This window comes from Streptomyces sp. NPDC029139 (genome assembly GCF_055564335.1).
Window position 1 is genome coordinate 76746 of the sequence record NZ_JBVHWN010000010.1, and the last position, 21897, is coordinate 98642.

Annotated in this window: 21 protein-coding genes and 1 tRNA gene; 11 read left to right on the plus strand and 11 right to left on the minus strand. The window is 70.5% G+C overall.

The features are described 5' to 3' along the window. Positions 1-30: 30 nt before the first annotated feature. Together ACZ4VW_RS22215 and phoU are read right to left on the minus strand one after the other, a co-directional pair. Positions 31-180, minus strand: coding sequence for a hypothetical protein (locus ACZ4VW_RS22215; RefSeq protein ID WP_355104402.1), 150 nt, complete (start codon positions 178-180; stop codon positions 31-33). Between the two features lie 115 nt (positions 181-295). Beyond that, positions 296-976, minus strand: coding sequence for a phosphate signaling complex protein PhoU (phoU, locus tag ACZ4VW_RS22220; protein ID WP_467964982.1), 681 nt, complete (start codon positions 974-976; stop codon positions 296-298). Between the two features lie 263 nt (positions 977-1239). Between phoU and phoR the strand changes: the two genes are divergently transcribed. After that, positions 1240-2475, plus strand: a complete 1236-nt coding sequence (gene phoR, locus ACZ4VW_RS22225) for a two-component system sensor histidine kinase PhoR (RefSeq protein WP_467964984.1) — start codon at positions 1240-1242, stop codon at positions 2473-2475. A gap of 5 nt (positions 2476-2480) precedes the next feature. Further along, entirely contained in the window at positions 2481-3152 is a 672-nt protein-coding gene (gene phoP / locus ACZ4VW_RS22230) for a two-component system response regulator PhoP (protein WP_465270246.1), read from the plus strand. Between the two features lie 134 nt (positions 3153-3286). On the opposite strand, the gene ACZ4VW_RS22235 is transcribed toward phoP, so the two are convergent. Next, on the minus strand, positions 3287-3937 hold the full coding sequence (locus ACZ4VW_RS22235) for a DUF461 domain-containing protein (RefSeq protein ID WP_467964986.1): 651 nt from the start codon (positions 3935-3937) through the stop codon (positions 3287-3289). Between the two features lie 615 nt (positions 3938-4552). On the opposite strand from ACZ4VW_RS22235, the gene ACZ4VW_RS22240 reads away from it, so the two are divergent. From ACZ4VW_RS22240 to rlmB, 5 genes are all read left to right on the plus strand, one after another. After that, positions 4553-5035, plus strand: a complete 483-nt coding sequence (locus tag ACZ4VW_RS22240; RefSeq protein WP_003953493.1) for a CarD family transcriptional regulator — start codon at positions 4553-4555, stop codon at positions 5033-5035. 374 nt (positions 5036-5409) lie between these two features. Further along, positions 5410-6159 (plus strand): 2-C-methyl-D-erythritol 4-phosphate cytidylyltransferase, encoded by a 750-nt coding sequence (gene ispD, locus ACZ4VW_RS22245; RefSeq protein ID WP_467964988.1) that lies wholly within the window; start codon positions 5410-5412, stop codon positions 6157-6159. Then, positions 6149-6643: a 2-C-methyl-D-erythritol 2,4-cyclodiphosphate synthase gene (gene ispF, locus ACZ4VW_RS22250; protein ID WP_467964990.1), complete on the plus strand. Its 495-nt coding sequence runs from the start codon at positions 6149-6151 to the stop codon at positions 6641-6643. Before ispD ends, ispF begins: the two co-directional genes overlap by 11 nt. 193 nt (positions 6644-6836) lie before the next feature. Further along, on the plus strand, positions 6837-8237 hold the full coding sequence (gene cysS, locus ACZ4VW_RS22255) for a cysteine--tRNA ligase (RefSeq protein ID WP_467964992.1): 1401 nt from the start codon (positions 6837-6839) through the stop codon (positions 8235-8237). 76 nt (positions 8238-8313) lie between these two features. Then, entirely contained in the window at positions 8314-9273 is a 960-nt protein-coding gene (gene rlmB / locus ACZ4VW_RS22260) for a 23S rRNA (guanosine(2251)-2'-O)-methyltransferase RlmB (protein ID WP_467964994.1), read from the plus strand. A 34-nt stretch (positions 9274-9307) separates the two neighbouring features. On the opposite strand, the gene ACZ4VW_RS22265 is transcribed toward rlmB, so the two are convergent. Further along, positions 9308-9940, minus strand: a complete 633-nt coding sequence (locus tag ACZ4VW_RS22265; protein ID WP_467964996.1) for an NUDIX hydrolase — start codon at positions 9938-9940, stop codon at positions 9308-9310. 41 nt (positions 9941-9981) lie between these two features. Beyond that, complete coding sequence (locus tag ACZ4VW_RS22270) at positions 9982-11526, minus strand: hypothetical protein (protein ID WP_467964998.1); 1545 nt, start codon at positions 11524-11526, stop codon at positions 9982-9984. Positions 11527-11795: 269 nt separating this feature from the next. Here ACZ4VW_RS22270 and ACZ4VW_RS22275 point away from each other — a divergent pair, with 269 nt between their 5' ends. Continuing rightward, positions 11796-13316, plus strand: a complete 1521-nt coding sequence (locus tag ACZ4VW_RS22275) for a DoxX family membrane protein (protein ID WP_467965000.1) — start codon at positions 11796-11798, stop codon at positions 13314-13316. 82 nt (positions 13317-13398) lie between these two features. Here the strand turns inward: ACZ4VW_RS22275 and ACZ4VW_RS22280 are convergent, their stop codons facing one another. The 4 genes from ACZ4VW_RS22280 to ACZ4VW_RS22295 form a co-directional block, all read right to left on the minus strand. Next, positions 13399-14115 (minus strand): nucleotidyltransferase family protein, encoded by a 717-nt coding sequence (locus tag ACZ4VW_RS22280; RefSeq protein ID WP_467965002.1) that lies wholly within the window; start codon positions 14113-14115, stop codon positions 13399-13401. 74 nt (positions 14116-14189) lie between these two features. Further along, positions 14190-14603 carry a hypothetical protein gene (locus ACZ4VW_RS22285; protein ID WP_329117893.1) on the minus strand — a complete coding sequence of 138 codons (414 nt, stop codon included), beginning with the start codon at positions 14601-14603 and terminating at the stop codon, positions 14190-14192. A gap of 210 nt (positions 14604-14813) precedes the next feature. Then, positions 14814-15911 (minus strand): ABC transporter ATP-binding protein, encoded by a 1098-nt coding sequence (locus tag ACZ4VW_RS22290; RefSeq protein WP_467965004.1) that lies wholly within the window; start codon positions 15909-15911, stop codon positions 14814-14816. Between the two features lie 358 nt (positions 15912-16269). After that, positions 16270-17658 (minus strand): RNA-guided endonuclease InsQ/TnpB family protein, encoded by a 1389-nt coding sequence (locus ACZ4VW_RS22295; RefSeq protein WP_467965006.1) that lies wholly within the window; start codon positions 17656-17658, stop codon positions 16270-16272. A 159-nt stretch (positions 17659-17817) separates the two neighbouring features. Here ACZ4VW_RS22295 and ACZ4VW_RS22300 point away from each other — a divergent pair. Next, positions 17818-17895 (plus strand) — tRNA-Thr (locus tag ACZ4VW_RS22300). Positions 17896-17949: 54 nt separating this feature from the next. Here the strand turns inward: ACZ4VW_RS22300 and ACZ4VW_RS22305 are convergent. Beyond that, complete coding sequence (locus ACZ4VW_RS22305) at positions 17950-19341, minus strand: NAD(P)/FAD-dependent oxidoreductase (protein WP_467965008.1); 1392 nt, start codon at positions 19339-19341, stop codon at positions 17950-17952. A 98-nt stretch (positions 19342-19439) separates the two neighbouring features. On the opposite strand from ACZ4VW_RS22305, the gene ACZ4VW_RS22310 reads away from it, so the two are divergent. Together ACZ4VW_RS22310 and ACZ4VW_RS22315 are read left to right on the plus strand one after the other, a co-directional pair. Next, complete coding sequence (locus tag ACZ4VW_RS22310) at positions 19440-20336, plus strand: aminoglycoside phosphotransferase family protein (RefSeq protein WP_467965010.1); 897 nt, start codon at positions 19440-19442, stop codon at positions 20334-20336. A gap of 18 nt (positions 20337-20354) precedes the next feature. Beyond that, on the plus strand, positions 20355-20831 hold the full coding sequence (locus ACZ4VW_RS22315) for a GNAT family N-acetyltransferase (RefSeq protein WP_467965012.1): 477 nt from the start codon (positions 20355-20357) through the stop codon (positions 20829-20831). Positions 20832-20856: 25 nt separating this feature from the next. On the opposite strand, the gene ACZ4VW_RS22320 is transcribed toward ACZ4VW_RS22315, so the two are convergent. Beyond that, complete coding sequence (locus tag ACZ4VW_RS22320) at positions 20857-21855, minus strand: zinc-binding dehydrogenase (protein WP_467965014.1); 999 nt, start codon at positions 21853-21855, stop codon at positions 20857-20859. Between the last annotated feature and the right edge of the window lie 42 nt (positions 21856-21897).

Here is a 21897-nt window from a genome sequence, read left to right on the forward strand (position 1 = left end):
ACCCGGCCGGGGCCACCTCGTCGTACGCGCCTATCCGGAGCAGCCCCCGCACTGGCACGGCCCGCCGGACTGGCAGCCGCAGCCGCAGCCGGAGCCGCACCCGCAGGCGCCGAGGACGGGCAGGAAGACCGCGTCGCGCGGCGTCTCCTGCTGGGGGTCGGTGGTGGCGGATTCGGCCATGGGGGTCCCTCCTCGAAGGCGTCCGTCGCCTTTCCCCATTGCATGCCCACCCCACCGGGCGCATCAACGGCGCACAGGAGTGCGAACCGCCGCACCCCGATGACGCCGCCCGGGCCTACGCGCCCTCGACCGGAACGTCCGCCTGCTGCAGCTCGTCCGCGTGCTCACCCGTCACCAGGTAGACGACGCGCTTCGCCACCGACACCGCGTGGTCCGCGAACCGCTCGTAGTAGCGGCCCAGCAGCGTCACGTCGACCGCCGTCTCGATGCCGTGCTTCCAGCGGTCGTCCATCAGGTGCTGGAACAGCGTCCGGTGCAGCAGGTCCATCTCGTCGTCGTCCTGCTCCAGCTGCAGCGCCAGATCGACGTCCTTCGTGATGATGACCTCCGCCGCCTTCGCCATCAGGCGCTGCGCCAGCTGACCCATCTCCAGGATCGTCGCGTGCAGATCACGCGGCACCGCCGTGTCCGGGAAGCGCAGCCGGGCCAGCTTCGCCACGTGCTGGGCCAGGTCACCCGACCGCTCCAGGTCAGCGCTCATCCGCAGCGAGGTGACCACGATCCGCAGATCCGTCGCCACCGGCTGCTGCCGCGCGAGCAGGGCTATCGCCCGGGCCTCCAGGCCGTGCTGCAGATCGTCGACCTTCTGGTCCGCCGCGATCACGCTCTCCGCGAGCTTCAGGTCGGCGTCGAGCATCGCCGTCGTGGCGCGCCCGATCGCCGACCCGACAAGACGGGCCATCTCGACCAGGCCCTCGCCGATCGAGTCAAGTTCCTCGTGGTACGCGTCCCGCATCGATGTCCCTCTCTCACAAGCGTCCGGGGTCCGGGTGGGGCTCGGACCCCCACGCTCCCACGTTCGGTCCCCTACAAGTCAGGCCCTGACACCCCACATGAATCAACCCTTTCCCCTCGGTGAACTCTGGGCGACGCACGCCACCGCCCCGAACGGTTCAAATGAACCACCACCGTCCCCACGGTGAACTCTGGGCGACGACTGTTCGAGCAGCCACTCGGACGGCTGGGAGAGTGTCCGTGACCACGCATAACCTGGATGGCATGGACGTGAACGCGGCGGTCGCCGCATTGGCCGCGATCGCCGGGGTGTGCACCGGCGTGATCGCCATGCTGGCGTTCCGCTGGAGCGAGCGCGACCAGGCGCGGCCCACCCGGACCTCCCTGCACACCGACGCCGTGCTCCCGCCCGGCGTCGACACCGTGCTGTCCGTGCTGCGGTCCTCCGCCGTCGTCCTCGACGAGAGCGACTCCGTCGTCAAGGCCAGCTCGGCGGCGTACGCCCTCGGACTGGTCCGCGGCGGGAAGCTGGCCGTCGAGCCCATGCTCAACATGGCCCGCGACACCCGCCGTGACGGAGAGATACGACAGGTCGAGCTCGACCTGCCCCGGCGCGGCACCGGCCGCGGCGAGGCCCTCGCCGTCTCCGCCCGGGTGGCACCGCTCGGCTCCCGCCTGGTGCTGCTCCTGGTCGAGGACCTGACGGAGGCCCGCCGTATCGAAGCGGTCCGGCGCGACTTCGTGGCCAATGTGAGTCATGAACTCAAGACTCCGACAGGTGCGCTCTCTCTGCTCTCCGAGGCTGTCATGGACGCCTCGGACGACCCCGAGGCGGTCACCCGGTTCGCCGGCCGTATGCAGATCGAGGCGACCCGGCTGACCAATCTCGTACAGGAACTCATCGACCTCTCCCGGGTGCAGAACGACGACCCGCTGGAGGACTCCGAGCCCGTACGGGTGGACGAACTGGTCGCCGAGGCCATCGACCGCTCCCGGCACACCGCCTCCACCAAGCAGATCACGATGGTCTCCGGAGGAACGGCCGATCTGCACGTCTGGGGCAGCCGCGGCCAGCTCGCCGCCGCTCTCGGCAACCTCGTCGAGAACGCCGTCAACTACTCACCGGCCCGGACGCGTGTGGGCATCGCCGCCCGCCGCGTGGCCGCCCCGGGCGGCGACCTGATCGAGATAGCCGTGACCGACCAGGGCATCGGCATCTCCGAGAAGGACCGCGAGCGGATCTTCGAGCGTTTCTACCGCGTCGACCCGGCCCGCTCCCGCGCCACCGGAGGTACGGGGCTCGGCCTGGCCATCGTCAAGCACGTGGCCGCCTCGCACGGCGGGGAGGTCACGGTCTGGAGCACCGAAGGCCAGGGCTCCACCTTCACCCTGCGGCTGCCCGAGGCGGGCGCCGTACGGGACCGCCGATCATCCGCCTCCGTGTCACCCACCCCCGATCTCATGACCGAACCGCTCCCTGCCCCGGAGGTCCTTCCGTGACCCGAGTGCTCGTCGTCGAGGATGAGGAATCCTTCAGCGACGCCCTGTCGTACATGCTCCGCAAGGAAGGCTTCGAGGTCGCGGTCGCCGCGACCGGGCCCGACGGCCTCGACGAGTTCGAGCGCAACGGAGCGGATCTCGTCCTCCTCGACCTGATGCTGCCCGGCCTGCCCGGCACCGAGGTGTGCCGCCAGCTGCGCGGCCGCTCGAACGTCCCGGTGATCATGGTGACCGCCAAGGACAGCGAGATCGACAAGGTGGTCGGCCTGGAAATAGGAGCCGACGACTACGTCACGAAGCCCTTCTCCTCGCGCGAGCTGGTCGCCCGCATCCGCGCGGTGCTGCGCCGCCGCGGGGAGCCGGAGGAGGTCACCCCGGCGGCCCTGGAGGCCGGCCCGGTCCGCATGGACGTGGACCGGCACGTCGTCACGGTCTCCGGCGGCAAGGTCGACCTCCCGCTGAAGGAGTTCGACCTCCTGGAGATGCTGCTGCGCAACGCGGGCCGCGTCCTGACCCGTATGCAGCTCATCGACCGGGTCTGGGGCGCGGACTACGTCGGCGACACCAAGACCCTCGACGTCCACGTCAAGCGCCTGCGGGCCAAGATCGAGCCGGACCCGGGCGCGCCGCGGTACCTGGTGACGGTCCGGGGCCTGGGCTACAAGTTCGAGCCGTAGACCGTACGTGTGCGAAAGGGCGCCCCCGCCGGAGTGATCCGGTGGCGGCGCCCCCTTTCGTACGTCTGCGCGGGTCCGCGGGTGCCCACGGTCCGCACGCGGACGTACGGAGTGTCGGCGGACCGACGGGCGTGTCAGTGGCCGGCCGCGTGGCTTGCCTCGCCCGACGGGCTGCTCCCGTCCGTCGGGTGGGCGGAGGCACCGGACCCGGCGCCGTGGTCACCCGTGGCGGTCGCCGACGCGGTCGGCGTGGGGGACGGCGGCTGGGGGATCTCGGTCGGGCCGAACTCCTTGAAGTAGCTGCTCGCCGGGACGACGAACGCCTGCAGGCTCACGTCGCCGGTCTGGCTCAGCTTGAAGACCAGCTTCTGGACCCCGCCGTCCTTCACGGCCTCGTGGCCGTTGTCGATCGTGGCGGTGGCGTTGCCCTTGCCGCCGATGACGACCGAGCCGCCCGCGGGAACGGTGATCGGACCCGTACCCTTGGCCGGCTTGAGCTTCACCGGCGAGGTGGACCCCGCCAGGGTGATCGAGTCGAGCGTCTGCGGCGCGGAGCCGTTGTTGAAGACCGTGGCCGAGACGACGGCCGGGCCCGGGGCGCCGACGGTCGGCTGGGTGATCACGATGGCGTTCTGGATCTTGACATCGTCCACGGCGACGGCGGCGTTGTCCGGCCGCACGCCGAGCGTCTGCGCGTCGTTGCCCGCGCCACAGGCGGACAGCGAGGCGATCGAGATCACGAGGGCGGTGGCGGCGAGGGCGCCGCGTCGAAGGCTGCGGCTCACGGCGGCGGCAACTCCTAGGACGTACGGACGGGCTAAGGGCGACCGGCTGGGGTGGAGCTCAGGACCAACCGGCTAAGGACGAGCTAAAGGTGCGTCAGCGCGCTTAGGTTACCGAGCCGCACTCTCCGTCCCGCACCCGACCCGCCCCTTCGCGCACCCGGGCCCTCCGCACACCCGCCGTGACGGCCGGATCACGACGCATTGACCCGCCGTTCACATAACGGCCTTGATCAATTCGGCGGGCGTCCGCGCATTCCTCCGTCCGCCCCGCGGAAAAACTCCGGTCCGGTCCCCGTTGATCAATTCGGGATTCGGTCCGGGAAGCATCCGTACGGGTCACCGATCCTCGAACGGAGTACGCGAAGATGCCCGACCTGAACCCGACATAACGGGACATCGTTCCTCCTTCGGAGCCCTCCGGGCGGGTGTGGCGTCCGTGTTTCTCTCCGTCCGCGCAGCCGCTCCGACCTGCGAATACCGCCTTCCGCGAGCCCTCCGCAGCACGTTCGCGTTGCTGTTGTCAAGCCCCGAGATATGCCCTGACCTGCGAAAACGCCATTCAGAAGAAGCCGTATCCGTGTTACCCTGGATAGCCACGGAAGGGGTACCTGTCACATGACGTTCAAGGTTGGCGACACCGTGGTCTATCCCCATCACGGGGCCGCGCTGATCGAGGCCATCGAAACTCGCCAGATCAAAGGCGTGGACAAGACCTACTTGGTGCTCAAGGTCGCCCAGGGCGACCTGACGGTTCGTGTGCCGGCGGACAATGCGGAGTTCGTCGGTGTGCGCGATGTGGTCGGTCAGGACGGGCTGGACCGGGTCTTCGAGGTGCTGCGCGCGCCGTACGCCGAAGAGCCGACGAACTGGTCCCGGCGCTACAAGGCAAATCTCGAGAAGCTCGCCTCCGGCGATGTCATCAAGGTCGCCGAAGTAGTCCGTGACCTGTGGCGCCGGGAGCGCGAGCGCGGACTTTCCGCAGGTGAGAAGCGCATGCTCGCCAAGGCTCGGCAGATTCTGGTGAGCGAGCTGGCCCTCGCGGAGAACACGAACGAGGACAAGGCCGAGGCTCTCCTCGACGAGGTCCTCGCGTCCTGAGTGAAGCGATGCCGCGGTGCCCGTTGACGTGCTGTGAGACTCACAGTGCTGTCGCCGGGCGCTGCGGCATGTTCGCGTCCTCACGACTGCGACACGCCCATCGGATCCACCAGATCGACCGGATCCCTCAGATCGACGCGGGCCGCATCACCCGCGCCCTCGACATCCGCCACCCGGACGTCCGCCGCCTCGCGGCCCAGCCGTCCACGGCGCTGCTACAACCGCCCCCCTCGCGTCTTCCCGTGCCACATCCCCTGTGCCGCGCGGCACGCTCCGACCGTCGTCACGGAAAGGGCCCGGTCAAGGCGTCGCGTCCAGCACGGTGAGGCCATACCCATGTCGGCCGAGGAAACAAACCTGCCGGAGTGCAACCGATGACAGACGAAACGCGTCCCGCGCGCACCGCCGCTGTGATCCCCGCGGCGGGCCGGGGCGTACGGCTCGGCCCGGGCGCCCCCAAGGCGCTCCGCGCGCTGAACGGCACCCCCATGCTCATCCACGCCGTCCGGGCGATGGCCGCTTCCCGCGCCGTCTCCCTCGTCGTCGTGGTCGCCCCCTCCGACGGCGCCGCCGAGGTCAAGAACCTCCTCGACGCCCACGCCCTCCCCGAGCGCACCGACTACCTGGTCGTCCCCGGCGGGGAGACCCGCCAGGAGTCCGTACGCCTCGGCCTCGCGGCGCTGCCCGAGGGCATCACCACCGTCCTCGTCCACGACGCGGCCCGCCCGCTCGTCCCCGTCGACACCGTCGACGCCGTCATCGAGGCGGTCCGGGACGGCGCCGTCGCCGTCGTCCCCGCCCTCCCGGTCGCCGACACGGTCAAGGAGGTCGAGCCCGCGGAGAAGAAGGGCGACCCCGAGAGCGTCGTCGCCACCCCCGAGCGCTCCCGCCTCCGCGCCGTCCAGACCCCGCAGGGCTTCGATTACGAGACCCTCGTCAACGCCCACGCGACCGTCGCCCTCACCGGCGACGGCGCCACCGACGACGCCGGCATGGTCGAACGGCTCGGCGCCCCCGTCGTGGTCGTCCCCGGTCACGAAGAGGCGTTCAAGGTGACCCGTCCCCTCGATCTCGTACTGGCCGAGGCCGTACTCGCCCGCAGGAGGGCCAACGATGGCTTCTGAGCCCGTACGACTTCCCCAGGTCGGCATCGGAACCGACGTCCACGCCTTCGAGCGGGGCCGCGCGCTCTGGTGCGCCGGCCTGCTGTGGCCGGAGGAGGAGTACGGCCTCGCCGGGCACTCCGACGGCGACGTCGCCGCCCACGCCGCCTGCGACGCCCTCTTCTCCGCCGCCGGCATCGGCGACCTCGGCGCCCACTTCGGCACCTCCCGCCCCGAGTGGTCCGGCGCCTCCGGCGTCAGCCTCCTCACCGAGGCCGCCCGCATCGTCCGCGCCGAGGGGTACGAGATCGGCAACGTCGCCGTCCAGGTCGTCGGCGTCCGCCCCAAGGTCGGCAAGCGCCGCGACGAGGCCCAGAAGGCACTGAGCGAGGCGGTCGGCGCCCCCGTCTCCGTGTCCGGCACGACGACGGACGGCCTCGGCCTCACCGGGCGCGCCGAGGGCCTCGCCGCCATCGCCACGGCACTGGTGATCCGTACCGCCTGACACGCCGTTCACGCCGCCGTGACCCGAACGGGCACCACCCCCGGGTGGTGCCCGCCTTCGCCCGCCTTCGTCCGCGCCCTCCCGCGCTCGCCCGGGCCGCCCCCACCCTCTCGCGCCCTCCCGAGCCCACAAACCTGCCACGCGTTGCCCCATCGTGCGCGGGGCACTACCACACGCCCACTACCCTGGAGTGGTGACTATTCGCCTGTACGACACCAGCGCCCGGCAGATCCGTGACTTCACCCCGCTCACACCGGGCGCCGTCTCGATCTACCTCTGTGGCGCCACCGTCCAGGCGGCCCCGCACATCGGCCACATCCGCTCGGGGCTGAACTTCGACATCATGCGCCGCTGGTTCGCGTACCGCGGCTACGACGTCACGTTCATCCGCAACGTCACCGACATCGACGACAAGATCATCACCAAGGGCGCCGACCAGGGCCGCCCCTGGTGGTCCATCGGCTACGAGAACGAGCGGGCCTTCAACTCCGGCTACGACGTCCTCGGTTGCCTCCCGCCCACCTACGAGCCCCGCGCCACCGGCCACGTCACCGAGATGGTCGAGATGATGCGCGGCCTCATCGAGCGCGGACACGCCTACGAGGCCGACGGCAGCGTCTACTTCGACGTCCGCTCCTTCCCCGGCTACCTGGCCCTCTCCAACCAGGACATCGACGACCTGCGCCAGCCCTCCGAGGACGGCATCACCGGCAAGCGCGACCCGCGCGACTTCGCCATGTGGAAGGCGTCCAAGCCCGGCGAGCCCGACTGGGAGACCCCGTGGGGCCGCGGCCGCCCCGGCTGGCACCTGGAGTGCTCCGCCATGGCGCACAAGTACCTCGGCACCGCCTTCGACATCCACGGCGGCGGCATCGACCTGATCTTCCCGCACCACGAGAACGAGATCGCCCAGGCCAAGGCCTTCGGCGACGACTTCGCCCAGTACTGGGTGCACAACGCCTGGGTCACCATGAGCGGCGAGAAGATGTCGAAGTCGCTCGGCAACTCGGTGCTCGTCTCCGAGATGGTCAAGAACTGGCGCCCCATCGTCCTGCGCTACTACCTGGGCACCCCGCACTACCGCTCCATGATCGAGTACAGCGAGGAGTCCCTGCGCGAGGCCGAGTCCGCGTTCGCGCGGATCGAGGGCTTCGTCCAGCGGGTCGGCGAAAAGGCAGGGAAGGTGGTCGAGCCCGCCCCCGACGTGCCGCCCGCCTTCGCCGAAGCCATGGACGACGACCTGGGCGTCCCGCAGGCGCTCGCGATCATCCACACCACCGTCCGCCAGGGCAACAGCGCCCTCGCGGCGGACGACAAGGACGAGGCCATCGCCCGCCTCGCCGAGGTCCGGGCCATGCTCGGCGTCCTCGGCCTGGACCCCCTCGACCCCCACTGGGCCGAGGAGACCGACCGCGGCGAGGAGCTCCACGGCGTCGTCGACACCCTCGTACGGCTCGTGCTCCAGCAGCGCGAGTCGGCACGCGAGCGCAAGGACTGGGCCACCGCGGACGCGATCCGCGACCAGCTGAGCCAGTCCGGCCTCGCCATCGAGGACAGCCCCGACGGCCCCCGCTGGACGCTGGGCAACCGCTGATGATGTGCCGCCCGGGCAGCCGGGCGGCACACTTCACTTACAGACCTACGTACGCAACACCGAGGATTAGGTAGTCATGGCCGGGAACAGCCAGCGCAGGAACCGCCGCACGTCCAACAAGAAGGGCGCGACGGTCGGCAGCGGTGGCCAGCGGCGCAAGGGCCTCGAGGGCAAGGGCCCCACGCCGCCCGCCTCCGCCCGCAAGGGTCACAAGAAGAACCGCATCGCCAACGCCCAGGCCAAGCACGCCGCCGCCCGCCGCCCCGCCCCCCGCCGCGGCGGCCCCAAGGGCACCTCGGAGATGGTCGTCGGCCGCAACCCGGTATACGAGGCGCTGCGCGACGGCGTCCCCGCCGTCACCCTCTACGTCCAGCAGTTCATCGACAACGACGAGCGCGTCCGCGACGTCCTCAAGCTCGCCGGCGACCGCGGCAACATCAACCTGATGGAAGCCCCGCGCCAGGAGCTCGACCGGATGACCAACGGCCTGAACCACCAGGGCCTCGTCCTCCAGGTCCCGCCGTACGAGTACGCGCACCCCGAGGACCTCACCGCGGCCGCCTACGACGCCCACGAGGACCCGCTGATCGTCGCCCTCGACGGCGTCACCGACCCCCGCAACCTCGGCGCCATCGTCCGCTCCGTCTCCGCCTTCGGCGGCCACGGCGTCGTCGTCCCCGAGCGCCGCGCCGCCGGCATGACCGCGGGCGCCTGGAAGTCCTCGGCCGGCACCGCCGCCCGTACCCCCGTCTCCCGTGTCACCAACCTGACCCGGGCGCTGGAGGGCTTCCAGAAGGAGGGCCTCACCGTCGTCGGCCTCGCCGCCGACGGCGAGCACACCGTCGAGGACCTCGAGGCGCTCGACGGCCCCGTCGTCATCGTCATCGGCAGCGAGGGCAAGGGCCTCGGCCGCCTCGTCGGCGAGACCTGTGACTACCGCGTCCGCATCTCCATGCCCGGTGGCGCCGAGTCGCTGAACGCCGGCGTCGCCGCCGGCATCGTCCTCTACGAGGTCGCCCGCCGCCGCCAGGGCTGAACCGCCACCACCGGCACCCGCACCCGCGCCCGCCTCAGGCCGTCAGGCCTGCCAGGCGGGCGCGCGTCATGGTGGCGATGGTGAAGCCGTCCGTGATCCGCCCGTCCGCGATCATGGACTCCGCCTCCGCGAACGACACCGTCAGCGAGCTGCGGATGCCCTCGCCCACCCCGAGACGCCCCACCGCGTCGATCCGGGCCGCGAACAGCAGCACCCGATCGCCCGTCACCCCCGAATCCGGGTGGAGCGACCCGAGCGGGATCAGCTCACGCACCCCCGCCCCGATCTCCTCCTCGAGCTCCTTCTCGGCGTTGGCCTCGCCCGTCAGACCCCGCGTGCCGAAGCCGCGCGGAATCTCCCACTGCCAGGACCGGGTGGCATGCCGGTAGTGCTCGATCAGCACCATCCCGTCGCCCAGGAGCGGCAGGATCACACAGCCCGGCTCGGCGTCGGGGCTCACCGAGCGGATGTACGTACCGGTGCGGCCGTCGGGGAAGCGCACGGCGTCCCGCAGGAACATCACGTACGGGTCCTGGTACACCACCCCGCCCGCAGCCTCGACGGCCGCCGGGTCCGTGAGGATCTCGATGCCGCCCGGGTCGTTGCGGAACAGCTCCGGCCGCTCGCTGCGCAGCAGCTCGTACCGTCGCACCGGCTCCCCGCTCATGGTCTCCCCCTCACACCCGGCCCCGATCGGCCGGCCACTTCCTAGCCGTGCCGCCCCTGCTGGTCGGCCTGCCCGTTCCCGCCGGGCGCCCGCCCCGTCTCGACGACACGACCGCCGTACGTCCCCAGGATGGCCTCCCAGTCCTTCTTCAGGTTGCCCAGCCGAAGCGTCGGCAATGTCAGCGAGTGCCCCAGGCCGGCGCGCCGGTCCCGGGCACCCCGGTCCCAGAACTCCAGACGGACGGTCAACGCCCCGCCCACCGCCGTCAGCATCTGCAGCGAACCGGCGAGCAGCGACACCTCCTCACCGCTCGCGACCTGAAGCGCCACCCCACCCGACTCGAGCACCAGCAACGTGGTGATCTCCCGGGCGAACCCCTGGCGCGAACTGCTGGCCGCCCGCGCCGCCTTCAGCATCCGCGCGTGGTTCCGGGCGATCGTCGCGGTCCGCTCGGAGAACTCCTCCGAATCCGGAATCCGACCGTCCCGGAAGCTGCCGTGGATGAACGCCTCCAACGACGCCACATACGCCTGCCACTCACCGGTGTCGCGCAGCCCGACGATGTCGGTGAGCGTCAGACCGGCGTACGAGTTCGGGCCGTCGACCGCCCGGTGCAGCGAATCCGCGACCAGATTCCGCACGAGCCGGCCCACCGCCTCCGGATCCTGCGCCTGGGCGTCGGGCGAGACCTCCTCCTGCAGTGTGCGACGCGGAGGAGAACCCGGCGGCGTCGCCGCCACCAGCCCGCTCGCGTCCGGCACCCCCAGGTTGTACATGAGGTCGATCAGCTGCTTCGTCGGCACGATCTCGTCGCCGTCCCGCAGCAGGTTCTCGTGCGGGGCCGTACCGGGGCGGGTGAGGAACCGCTCGTAGAGAGCGCTCCGGCTGATGTTGCTCGTCCGGTCCTGGGAGGCCGCCCAGACGAGGATCTCCTTCAGGATCCCCTCGCCCATCGCGTGGGCCAGCTCCTCCGGAATGCCGAGATCCTTCGCGAGCTGCGGGGCGCGCAGCCACCGCAGCCCTGCCAGCTGCCGCGTGAAGCGCTGGCCTATGCGGTCGGCGCCGGCCCGGTTCGCCTCCTCGTCCCAGTCCAGACGCACGAACGCCGGGTCGGACTCCTCCGAGACCAGCCGCCGCCAGGCACGGCCCGCGACCGGGTCGTGCGTGAAGGGAAAGTCCTCGGTGCCGTCCCGCTCCTTGTACAGGTACGGGACGATCACCCGGTCGTTCAGCAGCTGCGCGAACGCCCTGCGGTCACCCTCCTCCGCCTGCGGGACGAAGTTCGCGTACAGCGCCTCGTTGTTCACGAAGAAGGCCCGATTGACCACCAGCGTCCCGCTGTTGACGAGCGAGCGCCGCAGCTCGGCGGAGGCCGCCGCCACCCCTCCGGGCACCCTCCGCGGCGCGCCCGGCTCCTGACGGGCCGAGGCCAGCTCCGCCGGGAGCCACTGATCGTCCAGAGCCTGGGCCATGACCGGATAGTGCGTCAGATCGGAGAAGACGAGCTGGTTCGCCCGCCGCGCCGGCTCTGCCGCGACAGGCGTGTCCGGCGTGTCCGGGGCGGGCCCGGCTCCGGGCAGGGGCACCTCGTCGGATGTCCGCTGCTGCGGGACCTGCGGTGGTGCCGACGGATCGGGCTGACCGTTCCGACCGGACCGACCGTTCCTACCGTGCTGAATGGGACTGGCCATGATGTCGCTCCCCTCGACTGGCGTCCCGCGATTGTAAAGTCAACTGACGGCGCATCATGCGGTGTCGGACGCCCCGGCTGCCCACCCCGTGACATTGATCTTGACGGGTCTCGGACATTTCCCGCCCGTCAAGGCAGTGTCCTAATCCCGCGTCACTCGGTTAGATGAGTGTGGACACCAGAACGCCCCGGCCGGGGTTCGACGATCAGCCCGCGCTGAGCATGGTCAAAGTGGATTCCGACCCCGCGCAGGTCATCGTGAACCACGCCAGCTTCCGTGTGCGGCTCGCGCCGGCCCAGCAGCCGAAGTTCGCCGCCGCCCCCCGGCTCTCCGCCCTGGGGACACAGGCGGGAGCGGCCGCAGGCGCCGCCGGCCGCCGCCGCCCCGTCGTCTGGACCGGAAAGTCCGCGCCTGGCGCCACCGGGCTGCTCCAGGCCGTACGCGAGTCCTCCGTCTCGACGCTGGAACCGCCGGACACCGGAATCACCCAGGCCATCCCGCGCATCGACGACACCATGCCCACCCCCGTCGTCCCCGCCGACCAGACCCCCCTCCTGCCCCCCATGCGGCGGGCCGAAGGCGCGTACGACCTCCCCGAGGAGACGGCGCACGACGACCACACCGGTCAGGACGGCGACGACGCCTACCGCGACCGCGCACACCGCCACGGCGCCGACCCCGTCCGGCACGCCTACTACCCCGGGCGCCGGATGAACCTCGGCGTCGTACTCCTCCCGCTCCGCGTCTTCCTCGGCTTCATCTCCATCTACGCCGGCATGGGCAAGCTCTGCGACCCCGTCTACTTCGACGGCGGCGAACGCGGGTCCATGGTCAAGTGGCTCAACTCCCTGCACCCCTGGGCACTCGCCGAGCCGCTGCGCGACTTCGCCCTCCAGCACCCCGTCGGCGCCGGCCTGACCGTCGCCTTCCTCCAGGTCGTCGTCGGCGTCCTCACCGTCCTCGGCCTCTGGCAGCGCGTCGCCGCCGTCATCGGCGCGATGCTCTCCGCCGCCCTCATCCTGACCGTCAGCTGGAAGACCGTCCCGGTCTACGACTCCGCCGACATCATCTTCCTCGCCGCCTGGTCCCCGCTGATCATCGCCGGCGCCCCCGTCTACTCCATCGACAGCCGCCTCGCCGGCGAAGCCTGGCGCACCCTCGGACCCCGCTCCGAACTGTGGGAGCTCCGCCGCCGCGTCCTGCGCCGCGGCACCCTCGTCGCCTCCGTCGTCGTCGGCCTCACCCTCCTCGTCGGCTCGATGCTCGGCGGCGCCGTACGGTCCGCCGAGATGGTCACCGTCCCCGGACCCAACGACGACCCGATCAACCACCTGCCCGGCCAGCCCCTCCCGCAGGACCCCGGCACCGCAACGCCGTCCCGCACCGCCCCCAAGAGCCCCAAGCCGTCCGCGACGGCCGGCGCGAGCGGAACCCCCGAGGACGACAAGAAGGCCGAACCGAGCGAGACCGTACGGGAGACCGGCCGGATCTCGGAGAGCCGCCCGACCGCCACCCGCGGCACCGACAGCTCCCCGACCCAGACCCGGCCCGCACCCCCGCCGTCCACCAGCTCCGGCCCGACCAGCTCGGGCGGCACGAGCAGCGGCGGCACCGGCACCACCGACCCCACCAGCGGCTCGACCTCCGGCGGCAACCGCAACCCCATCGGCGGTCTGCTGGGCTGACACGGCAACCCCGACACGGGAAGGGCGGCACCACTCGCGAGTGGTGCCGCCCTTCCCGTACGTACGAACCGCCGAACCGCTCTCAGACCCCCTGAGCGGCCAGCTCCTTCGCCGCCTCGGTCAGGTCCTTCGCCGTGTCGATCGCCCGCCAGTAGGCCCCCTGGGGCAGCGGGAAGCCCGCCAGGCGGCGCTCACGCGCCAGCCGGGGGAACGTGGTGCGCTCGTGGTCGCCCCGATCGGGGAGCAGCTCGGTGAACTCCGGGGAGAACACGTACACCCCCGCGTTGATGAGGAACGGCGAGGGCGGCGACTCGATGAAGTCGGTGATGTGCCCGAACGTGTCCGTCTCCACGGCGCCCCACGGGATCCGGGGACGGGCAAGGGCGAGCGTGGCGGTGGCATCGCGCTCCGCATGGAACTCGGCCATCTCGCGCAGGGAGAAACGGGTCCAGATGTCGCCGTTCGTGGCGTACCAGGGATTCCCGGGCTCAGGAAGATGCGCGGCGGCGTACTTGAGGCCGCCGCCACGGCCCAGCGGCTCCGACTCGACGACAGTCGTCACACGGAGCGGCAGATCGGCGCCCTGTAGCCACTCCTGGAGCACCTCGGCGAGATGGCCGCAGGACACGACGGCGTCCGTCACGCCCTCGGCGGCGAGCCAGGACAGCTGATGGCCGATGATCGGGGTCCCGGTGCCCGGGATCTCGACCATCGGCTTGGGGCGGTCGTCGGTGTACGGGCGCAGGCGCGAGCCCTGGCCGCCCGCCAGGACCACGGCCTGCGTCGGAGAGGTTTCCATACCGGGAACGATATGCGTACCTCTCGAGGCTGCTGTTCAGCGTCGTGGCGCGGAGTGGGGAAAGGGCGGCCGGCTCAGCTCGCGTACATCACGCCGGTCGCGAACGAGGTGTCGCAGACCGGGCGGGAGTAGGACTGGGCGCGGGTGGGGCCGTAGTACCGCACGGCCGCCTTGCCGAGGGCGCGGGCGATGGACATGCAGTGCTTGGCGAGCGACGGGCTGTTCTCGACCTCGCGCTGGAGGTGCGTCAACGCCGTGCCCGGGTCCTTCTCCTGAAGCTCGGCGAGCAGGCGGTCGCGCAGAATATCCTGGGGCGCACGGGACTTGGCGGGGACGGAGACGTCCTCCGAGGACGCGGTGAGCATCTGGGTCCCGGAGGCCTGACCGGCCCACGGAACGGCGGACACCGCGAGCGTCCCGGAGAGCACCAGGACGACGGGCAGGACGAGAGCGAGAGAGCGGCCGATACGGCGGGCAGTATGCGTCACGCAGGCGAGCGTAGCGGGCGGTAGTGATATGGCGACATTTAGTCACTCTCGCGGGGGATGGTTCGAGGAGTCTTTTCGAATCCCGTGTTGACGCCGCTGTCCGAATTGGCGGCTCTGCCGGGGTATTTGTCGACACGCCCGCCGTGCCCCCGCGTACGTGAAAGGCCCCGCATCTGCAACAGATGCGGGGCCTTTCAGCGGTTCGCGGCGTCAGTCGGAGAGACGCTCACCCGTCGAGGTGGAGAAGACGTGCAGCTCGTCGGCGCGCGGCACCACGTGCAGCGTGGAGCCCTTCTCCGGCACGGCGCGGCCACCGACGCGGACGACCAGGTCCTTGTCCTCGCCACCCACGCGCGCGGAGCCGTAGACGTAACCGTCGGCGCCGAGCTCCTCGACGACGTTCACGGAGACCGCCAGGCCCTCCTTGCTGGTGGCACCCGACACGTCGAAGTGTTCGGGACGGATGCCGACCGTGACGGTCGTGTCGCCCTTGGCGGAGGCGGCGGACAGCGCGTCACGAGAGACCGGCACGACGCTGTTGCCGAACTTCACACCACCCTCGATGATCGGCACCTCGACCAGGTTCATGGCCGGGGAGCCGATGAAGCCGGCGACGAAGAGGTTGGCGGGCCGGTCGTACATGTTCCGCGGCGAGTCGACCTGCTGCAGCAGACCGTCCTTCAGCACGGCGACCCGGTCGCCCATGGTGAGGGCCTCGACCTGGTCGTGGGTGACGTACACCGTGGTGATGCCGAGCCGGCGCTGGAGGCTGGCGATCTGCGTACGGGTCGACACACGGAGCTTGGCGTCGAGGTTCGACAGCGGCTCGTCCATGAGGAACACCTGCGGCTCACGCACGATCGCGCGACCCATGGCGACACGCTGCCGCTGACCACCGGAGAGCGCCTTCGGCTTGCGGTCCAGGTACGGCGTGAGGTCGAGGATCTTCGCGGCCTCCTCGACCTTGGCACGGATCTCGGCCTTGTTGACGCCGGCGATCTTGAGCGCGAAGCCCATGTTGTCGGCGACGGTCATGTGCGGGTACAGCGCGTAGTTCTGGAACACCATGGCGATGTCCCGGTCCTTCGGCGGCAGGTGCGTGACGTCGCGGTCACCGATCCGGATGGAACCGCCGTTGACGTCCTCCAGACCGGCGAGCATGCGCAGGGAGGTGGACTTGCCGCAGCCGGACGGGCCGACGAGGACGAGGAACTCGCCGTCCTCGATCTCGATCTCGAGCTGGTCGACGGCGGGCTTGTCGGACCCCGGGTAGAGCCGGGTCGCCTTGTCGAACGTGACAGAAGCCATGGTGATGTGTCCCTTCACCGGCAGGAACGTGCCGGACGATCCGTTGTGGAAGGAAGGATGGGTCTAGTCCACCGGAGTGAACTTCCCGTGACGCTACCTTGGCGATGTCCGATCTGTCAGCAGTCGGAGGGGGAGAGATTTTCGAGGCGGGCTCGGCGGAGGCAGAGCACCAATCTTTTGACCCGTGTGCCGAGAGGGGCAGAGCGGTTACCTTTTGGCCCTGCCGTGTACGCGGCGCTTCCTGCTTCAAGGCCCATTGCCGACCCAGCAGGGCCCTGAGGACCATGCTGGGTCGGGCTCACGCGGGCTCCACAGGCATTCCGGCCGACGGCCCGTCGGTCCGTACCGCACTTGCGTCCTAAGCAGCCAGGACGGCGTCCGACAGCTCCGACGCTCGGATCACCGAAGGCGTGGCCTTCCCCGGCGGTAGCGCAGCCGCCACCAGCCAATACAGGCGCATCCCCTCGTCGCGAAGGTTCACCGCCGCGTTCTTGTCCCTGCTGTGCACGACACCACACGCACCGCAGGCCCACTCCCGGACCGACACGTCCAGCCGCGGCCCCTTCGTGTGACAGGTCGAGCAGCGGCGCGTCGACGGAAAGAACCGGTCCACGATCACCAGGGTTCGGCCGTACCACTCGCACTTGTAGCGCAGCTGCCGCAGCAGCTCACCCCAGGCCGCATCCCTGATCGTCTGATTCAGCTTCGCCTTACGGCGCCGTCCCTTACCGACGGCCGGACGCATCAGATTGCCGATGGGCAGGTCCTCCACCACGAGCACTTGGTTCTCGCGCACGAGGCGGGTGGTGAACTGATCCAACAGATCCCTGCGCACATCGCCGATGGACGCGTACAAGCGCGCGATGCGCTCCCTGGCCTTCCCCCGGTTCTTCGACCCCTTCTTTTTTCGATGCAGCGCTCGCTGGCGGCGAGCGAGCTCCTCCCCGTACTTCTTCAGCAGACGCGGATGCTCAAGCACCGAAGCGTCATCCAACGTCACCAAACTCGCCAGACCAAGATCCAGCCCCATCGCCTTCGGCTCGCACCCACCCGGAAGGAACACCGGCGGCAGCGGCTCGATCCGCTCCTCGACCAGCACCGAGAGGAAGAAGCGCCCGGCGCGATCCCGCGTCACGTTCACCCGCACCGGCACCTGACCCGCCGGCAAGGGACGTGACCAGCGAATGTCCAGTGGCGCAGACTGCTTCGCCAACGTCACCAGACCCGTACCGGGCCGCTCCGGATCCTCCTCCCAACGAAAACCGGTCCGGACGTACGTCGCCGCATCCCGCGACCGGCCCTTCTTCTTTCGCTTGGGGTACGTGGCCGACTTCTTGAAGAACCGCGAAAACGCCCCGTCCAGATGCCGCAGCGCCTGCTGCAACACCGTCGACGACACCTCCCGTAACCACTCCCGCCCCTCCTCCCGCTTCCAGCCCGTCAACGCCCGGCATGTCTCGGCGAACCCCACCGACACGCGGTGCTGCTCCCAGGCGCCGGAACGCAGGGCCAGCCCTTCGTTGTAGACCCACCTGCAGGCGCCGAAGGTCTGGAGCAGCTGCTCGGCCTGGTCGGGAGAGGGATAGAAGCGGAAGCGGTAGACCCGCTGCTGCGTGCCCGGTTCCTTGGTCCGCTGCTTCATCCGCCCCGATGCGCGGCCGTGCAGTTCGTGTGGGTCCGCGATGCCGAGGGCCTCTCGCTTCACGCGCTTGGCCGCGGCGCCGACCACACGTACGGGCTCCGCCATGGCCCCTCCCTGCCCTACTGTCCGATAGTCGGAACTGCACTCCAGTCCAGTCAACGAACGGGTGGGCGGGTGGTCACGGCGGTCGTGGATTTCTTGGCTGGTCCTTCGCGGTGCTGTGTAGAGTGGTGGAGCCTCGCGCGCGTGAAGCGGGTGAGGGGTGCCCCCTTAGCTCAGCTGGTTTAGAGCGCGTGATTTGTAATCTCGAGGTCGTCGGTTCGAATCCGACAGGGGGCTCCACCCTCTCGTGTCCCGGACCACTCAGGTCCGGGACACTTGTGCGTTTCGGGGCCCTCAGCGGCCCGAGAGGCGGTCCGCGAGGGTGGCGAGGCGGTGGGTCGTGGCCGTGTGGGTCGTCGATTCCTGGCGGTCGGCCGTGCGGTAGGCCGCGTACATCGTCTGGACGCCGAGCCAGCGCAGGGGTTCCGGTTCCCATGTGCGGACCTTGTGGTTGACCCAGGGGAGGGTCGTCAGGTCCGTGGGGCCCGACTGGCCGGAGTCCTGTTGGATCAGGTCGCGGAGCGTGCGGGCGGCGAGGTTCGTGGTGGTGACGCCCGAGCCGACGTAGCCGCCGGCCCAGCCGAGGCCGGTGGAGCGGTCGAGGGTGACGGTGGCGCACCAGTCGCGGGGGACGCCGAGGACGCCGGACCAGGCGTGGGCGATGCCGAGGCCGGCGAGGGAGGGGAAGAAGCGGATGAGGATCTCGCGGAGGGCCTCGATGGTCTGGGGTTGGGTGCGGCCGTCGTTGTCGGTCTTGCTGCCGTAGCGGTAGGGGACTCCGCGGCCGCCGAGGGCGATGCGGCCGTCGGCGGTGCGCTGGGCGTACATGTAGGCGTGGGCCATGTCGCCGAGGGTTTCGAGGCCGTTCCAGCCGATGGTTTCCCATTGGGCGTCGGTGAGGGGCTCGGTGGCGATCATGGAGGAGTTCATGGGGAGCCAGGTGCGGCGCTGGCCGGTGAGGGAGGCGGTGAAGCCTTCGGTGCAGCGCAGGACGTAGGGGGCGCGGACGGTGCCGTAGGGGGTGATGGCGTGTTTGGGCTTGATCTCGGTGACGGGTGTGGATTCGTGGATGGTGACGCCGAGTGCTTCGACGGCGGCGGCGAGGCCCTTGACGAGTTTCACGGGGTGGAGGCGGGCGCCGTGGGGGGTCCAGGTGGAGCCGACGGCGCCGGTGACGCGGATGCGGTCGGCGGTTTCGCGGGCGCCGTAGAGTTGGCGGTCTTTTTCGCCGAAGGCGATCTCGGCGGCGTGGAAGTTCTTGAGGCGGGCGAGTTGGGCGGGGGTGTGGGCGATTTCGAGGACGCCGCCCCGGTGGATGTCGGCGTCGATGCCTTCCTCGTCGGCGGCGCGGATGACTTCGGTGACTGACTGGTTCATGGCCTGCTGGAGGCGTACGGCTGCTTCGTGGCCGTGGAGTGTGGCGTAGCGGTCGCGGCCGGCGATGCCGTTGTAGAGCCAGCCGCCGTTGCGTCCGGAGGCTCCGTAGCCGCAGAACTTGGCTTCGAGGAGGGTGATGTTGAGGAAGGGGACGGCCTTCTTGAGGTAGTAGGCGGTCCAGAGGCCGGTGTAGCCGCCGCCGACGATGCAGACGTCGGCGGTGGTGTCGCCGGGCAGCGGTTCGCGGGGGGCGGGGGTGCCTTCTTGGGCGTACCAGAACGAGATGCCGCCGTTGACCGTGCTGCTCATGTGTTCCTCGATGCGTCATGCGTACGGAGAGGTGTGGGCGGGAGGTTACTGGATGCGCACGGGGTGTTTGGAGAGTGCGGGGTGTCTAGCATCGGCGTGTGATTCATGTTCCTGAGGAACTTGCGGCGTCACAGGTCCGGTTCAACGGTGAGGTGGGTCGGGCGTTCATCGCGGCGCTGCCGGGGCGGGCGGCGCGTTTTCTGGATGCGTGGGGGCTGCGGCCGACGGGGCCTTCGATGTATGGGGTGGCGTCGCTGGTGCTGCCGGTGGTGCGGGTGGCGGATGGTGTGCCGGCCGCGTTGAAGTTGCAGTTGCTGGACGAGGAGAGCGCGGGCGAGGCGGTCGCGTTGCGGGTGTGGGGTGGCCGCGGGGCGGTGCGTCTTCTGGCGGATGATCCGGAGACGGGGACGTTGTTGCTGGAGCGGCTGGATGAGGGCCGGCATCTGTCGGTGCTGGGGGACTCGCGGGAGGCGATGAGGGTCCTGGCGGGTGTGCTGGCGCGGCTGGTGGCGGTTCCGGCGCCGGAGGGGTTGCGGGGCTTGGGGGAGGTCGCGGCCCGGATGCTGGAGGAGGTGCCGGGGGCGGTGGGGAGGCTGGGGGAGGGGGACGCGCGGTTGTTGCGGGATTGCGCGGCGGCGGTGCGGGAGGTGGTGGGGGAGCCGGGGGACCGGTTGTTGCACTGGGATCTGCATACGGACAACGTTCTGGCGGCGGAGCGGGAGCCGTGGTTGGCGATCGATCCGAAGCCGTTGGCGGGGGATCCGGGGTTCGATCTGTTGCCGGCGTTGACGAGTGCGTTCGATCCGGATCCGGCGGAGACGTTGTGGCGTTTCGATCTGCTGACGGAGGTGCTGGGGCTGGACCGGGGGCGGGCGGCGGCCTGGACGTGGGGGCGGGTGTTGCAGAACGGGTTGTGGGATGTGGAGGACGGGGAGTCCGCGCTGGACGAGGAGCAGGTGGTGATCGCCGGGGCGCTGTTCGCGCGCATGGCGTGATCGGTGCAGGCTGGACGCATGATTCGTACCGCCACTCCTGCTGATGTCCCTGTGATCCACGCGATGGTCCGTGAGCTCGCCGCGTACGAGAAGGCGCTGGACGAGGTCCGTGCGACGGAGGAGCAGGTGCGGGAGGCGTTGTTCGGGGAGCGGCCGGCGGCGTTCGCGCACATCGCGGAGACGGACGGGGGCGAGGTGGTGGGCTTCGCGCTCTGGTTTCTGAGTTTCTCGACGTGGCGTGGGGTGCACGGGATCTATCTGGAGGACTTGTACGTCCGGCCGTCGAGCCGTGGTGGCGGGTATGGGAAGGCGTTGTTGCGGGAGTTGGCGCGGATCTGTGGGGAGCGGGGGTACGAGCGTCTGGAGTGGTCGGTCCTGAGCTGGAACACGCCGTCGATCGACTTCTACGAGTCGTTGGGGGCGCGGCGTCAGTCGGAGTGGTCGGTGTACCGGCTGACGGACGCGGCGTTGGCGGAGTTCGGCGCGCGGGGGTGAGGTGGGCCGGCCGCGGTGGGTGGGGTCAGGGGATGAGGACGACCTTGCCGATCGTGCCGCGGGTTTCCAGGGCGCGGTGGGCGGTTGCCGCTTCGGCGAGGGGGAAGCGGTGGACGGCGGGGCGGAGGGTGCCGTCGGCGGCTGCGGCGAGTGAGGCGAGTTCGAGGGTGCGGACGTCTCCGCCGGCCTTCTGGATCATGACGGGGCCGAGGACGTTCTCGGAGGTGATGCCTCGGGTGGCGAGTTCCTCGGCGGTGAAGGTGAGGGGTTCGCCGTCGTGGGGGCCTTTCGAGGACCAGCCGAAGACGATGTGCCGGCCGCCCTTGCCGAGGAGGTCGACCGTGGCGCGGCCGGTGTCGCCGCCGACCGAGTCGTAGACGACTGTGGCGGTGCGGGGGCCGAGGAAGGCGCGGACCTGCTCGGGCCAGTCGGGGTGGGTGTAGTCGAGGGCCAGGTCGGCGCCGTTCTCGCGGACGAGGGCGGTTTTGCGGGGGCCGCCGGCGAGGCCGATGACGGTCGCGCCGGCGTTCTTGGCGTACTGGACGAGGAGGGTGCCGATGCCTCCGGCGGCGGCCGGGACGACGGCGATGGATTCGGGGCCGAGGTCGGTGAACTGGAGGATGCCGAAGGTGGTGCGGCCGGTGCCGATCATGGCGACGGCTTCGGCGTCGTCGAGGGTGTCGGGCAGGGCGTGGAGTCGGGTGGCGTCGGTGACGGCGAGTTCGGCGTAGCCCCCGGGGGCGAGGCCGAGGTGGGCGACGACTCGCTTGCCGAGCCAGTTGGGGTCGGTGCCCTCGCCGAGCGCGTCCACGGTGCCGGCGACTTCGCGGCCGGGGATGGTGGGGAGCTCGGCGGGGGCGGGGAAGGGGCCGGTCCGCCCTTGGCGCAGGGCGGTGTCGAGGAGGTGGACGCCGGCCGCGGTGACCGCGATCCGGACCTGGCCGGGGCCGGGGACGGGGTCCTCGGTCTGCTCGTAGGTGAGGTTCTCGGCCGGTCCGAAGGCGTGGAGGCGGATGGCGTGCATGGCGGGCTCCCCTGGTGGTGTTCTCCTGTGGACGTACGCCAG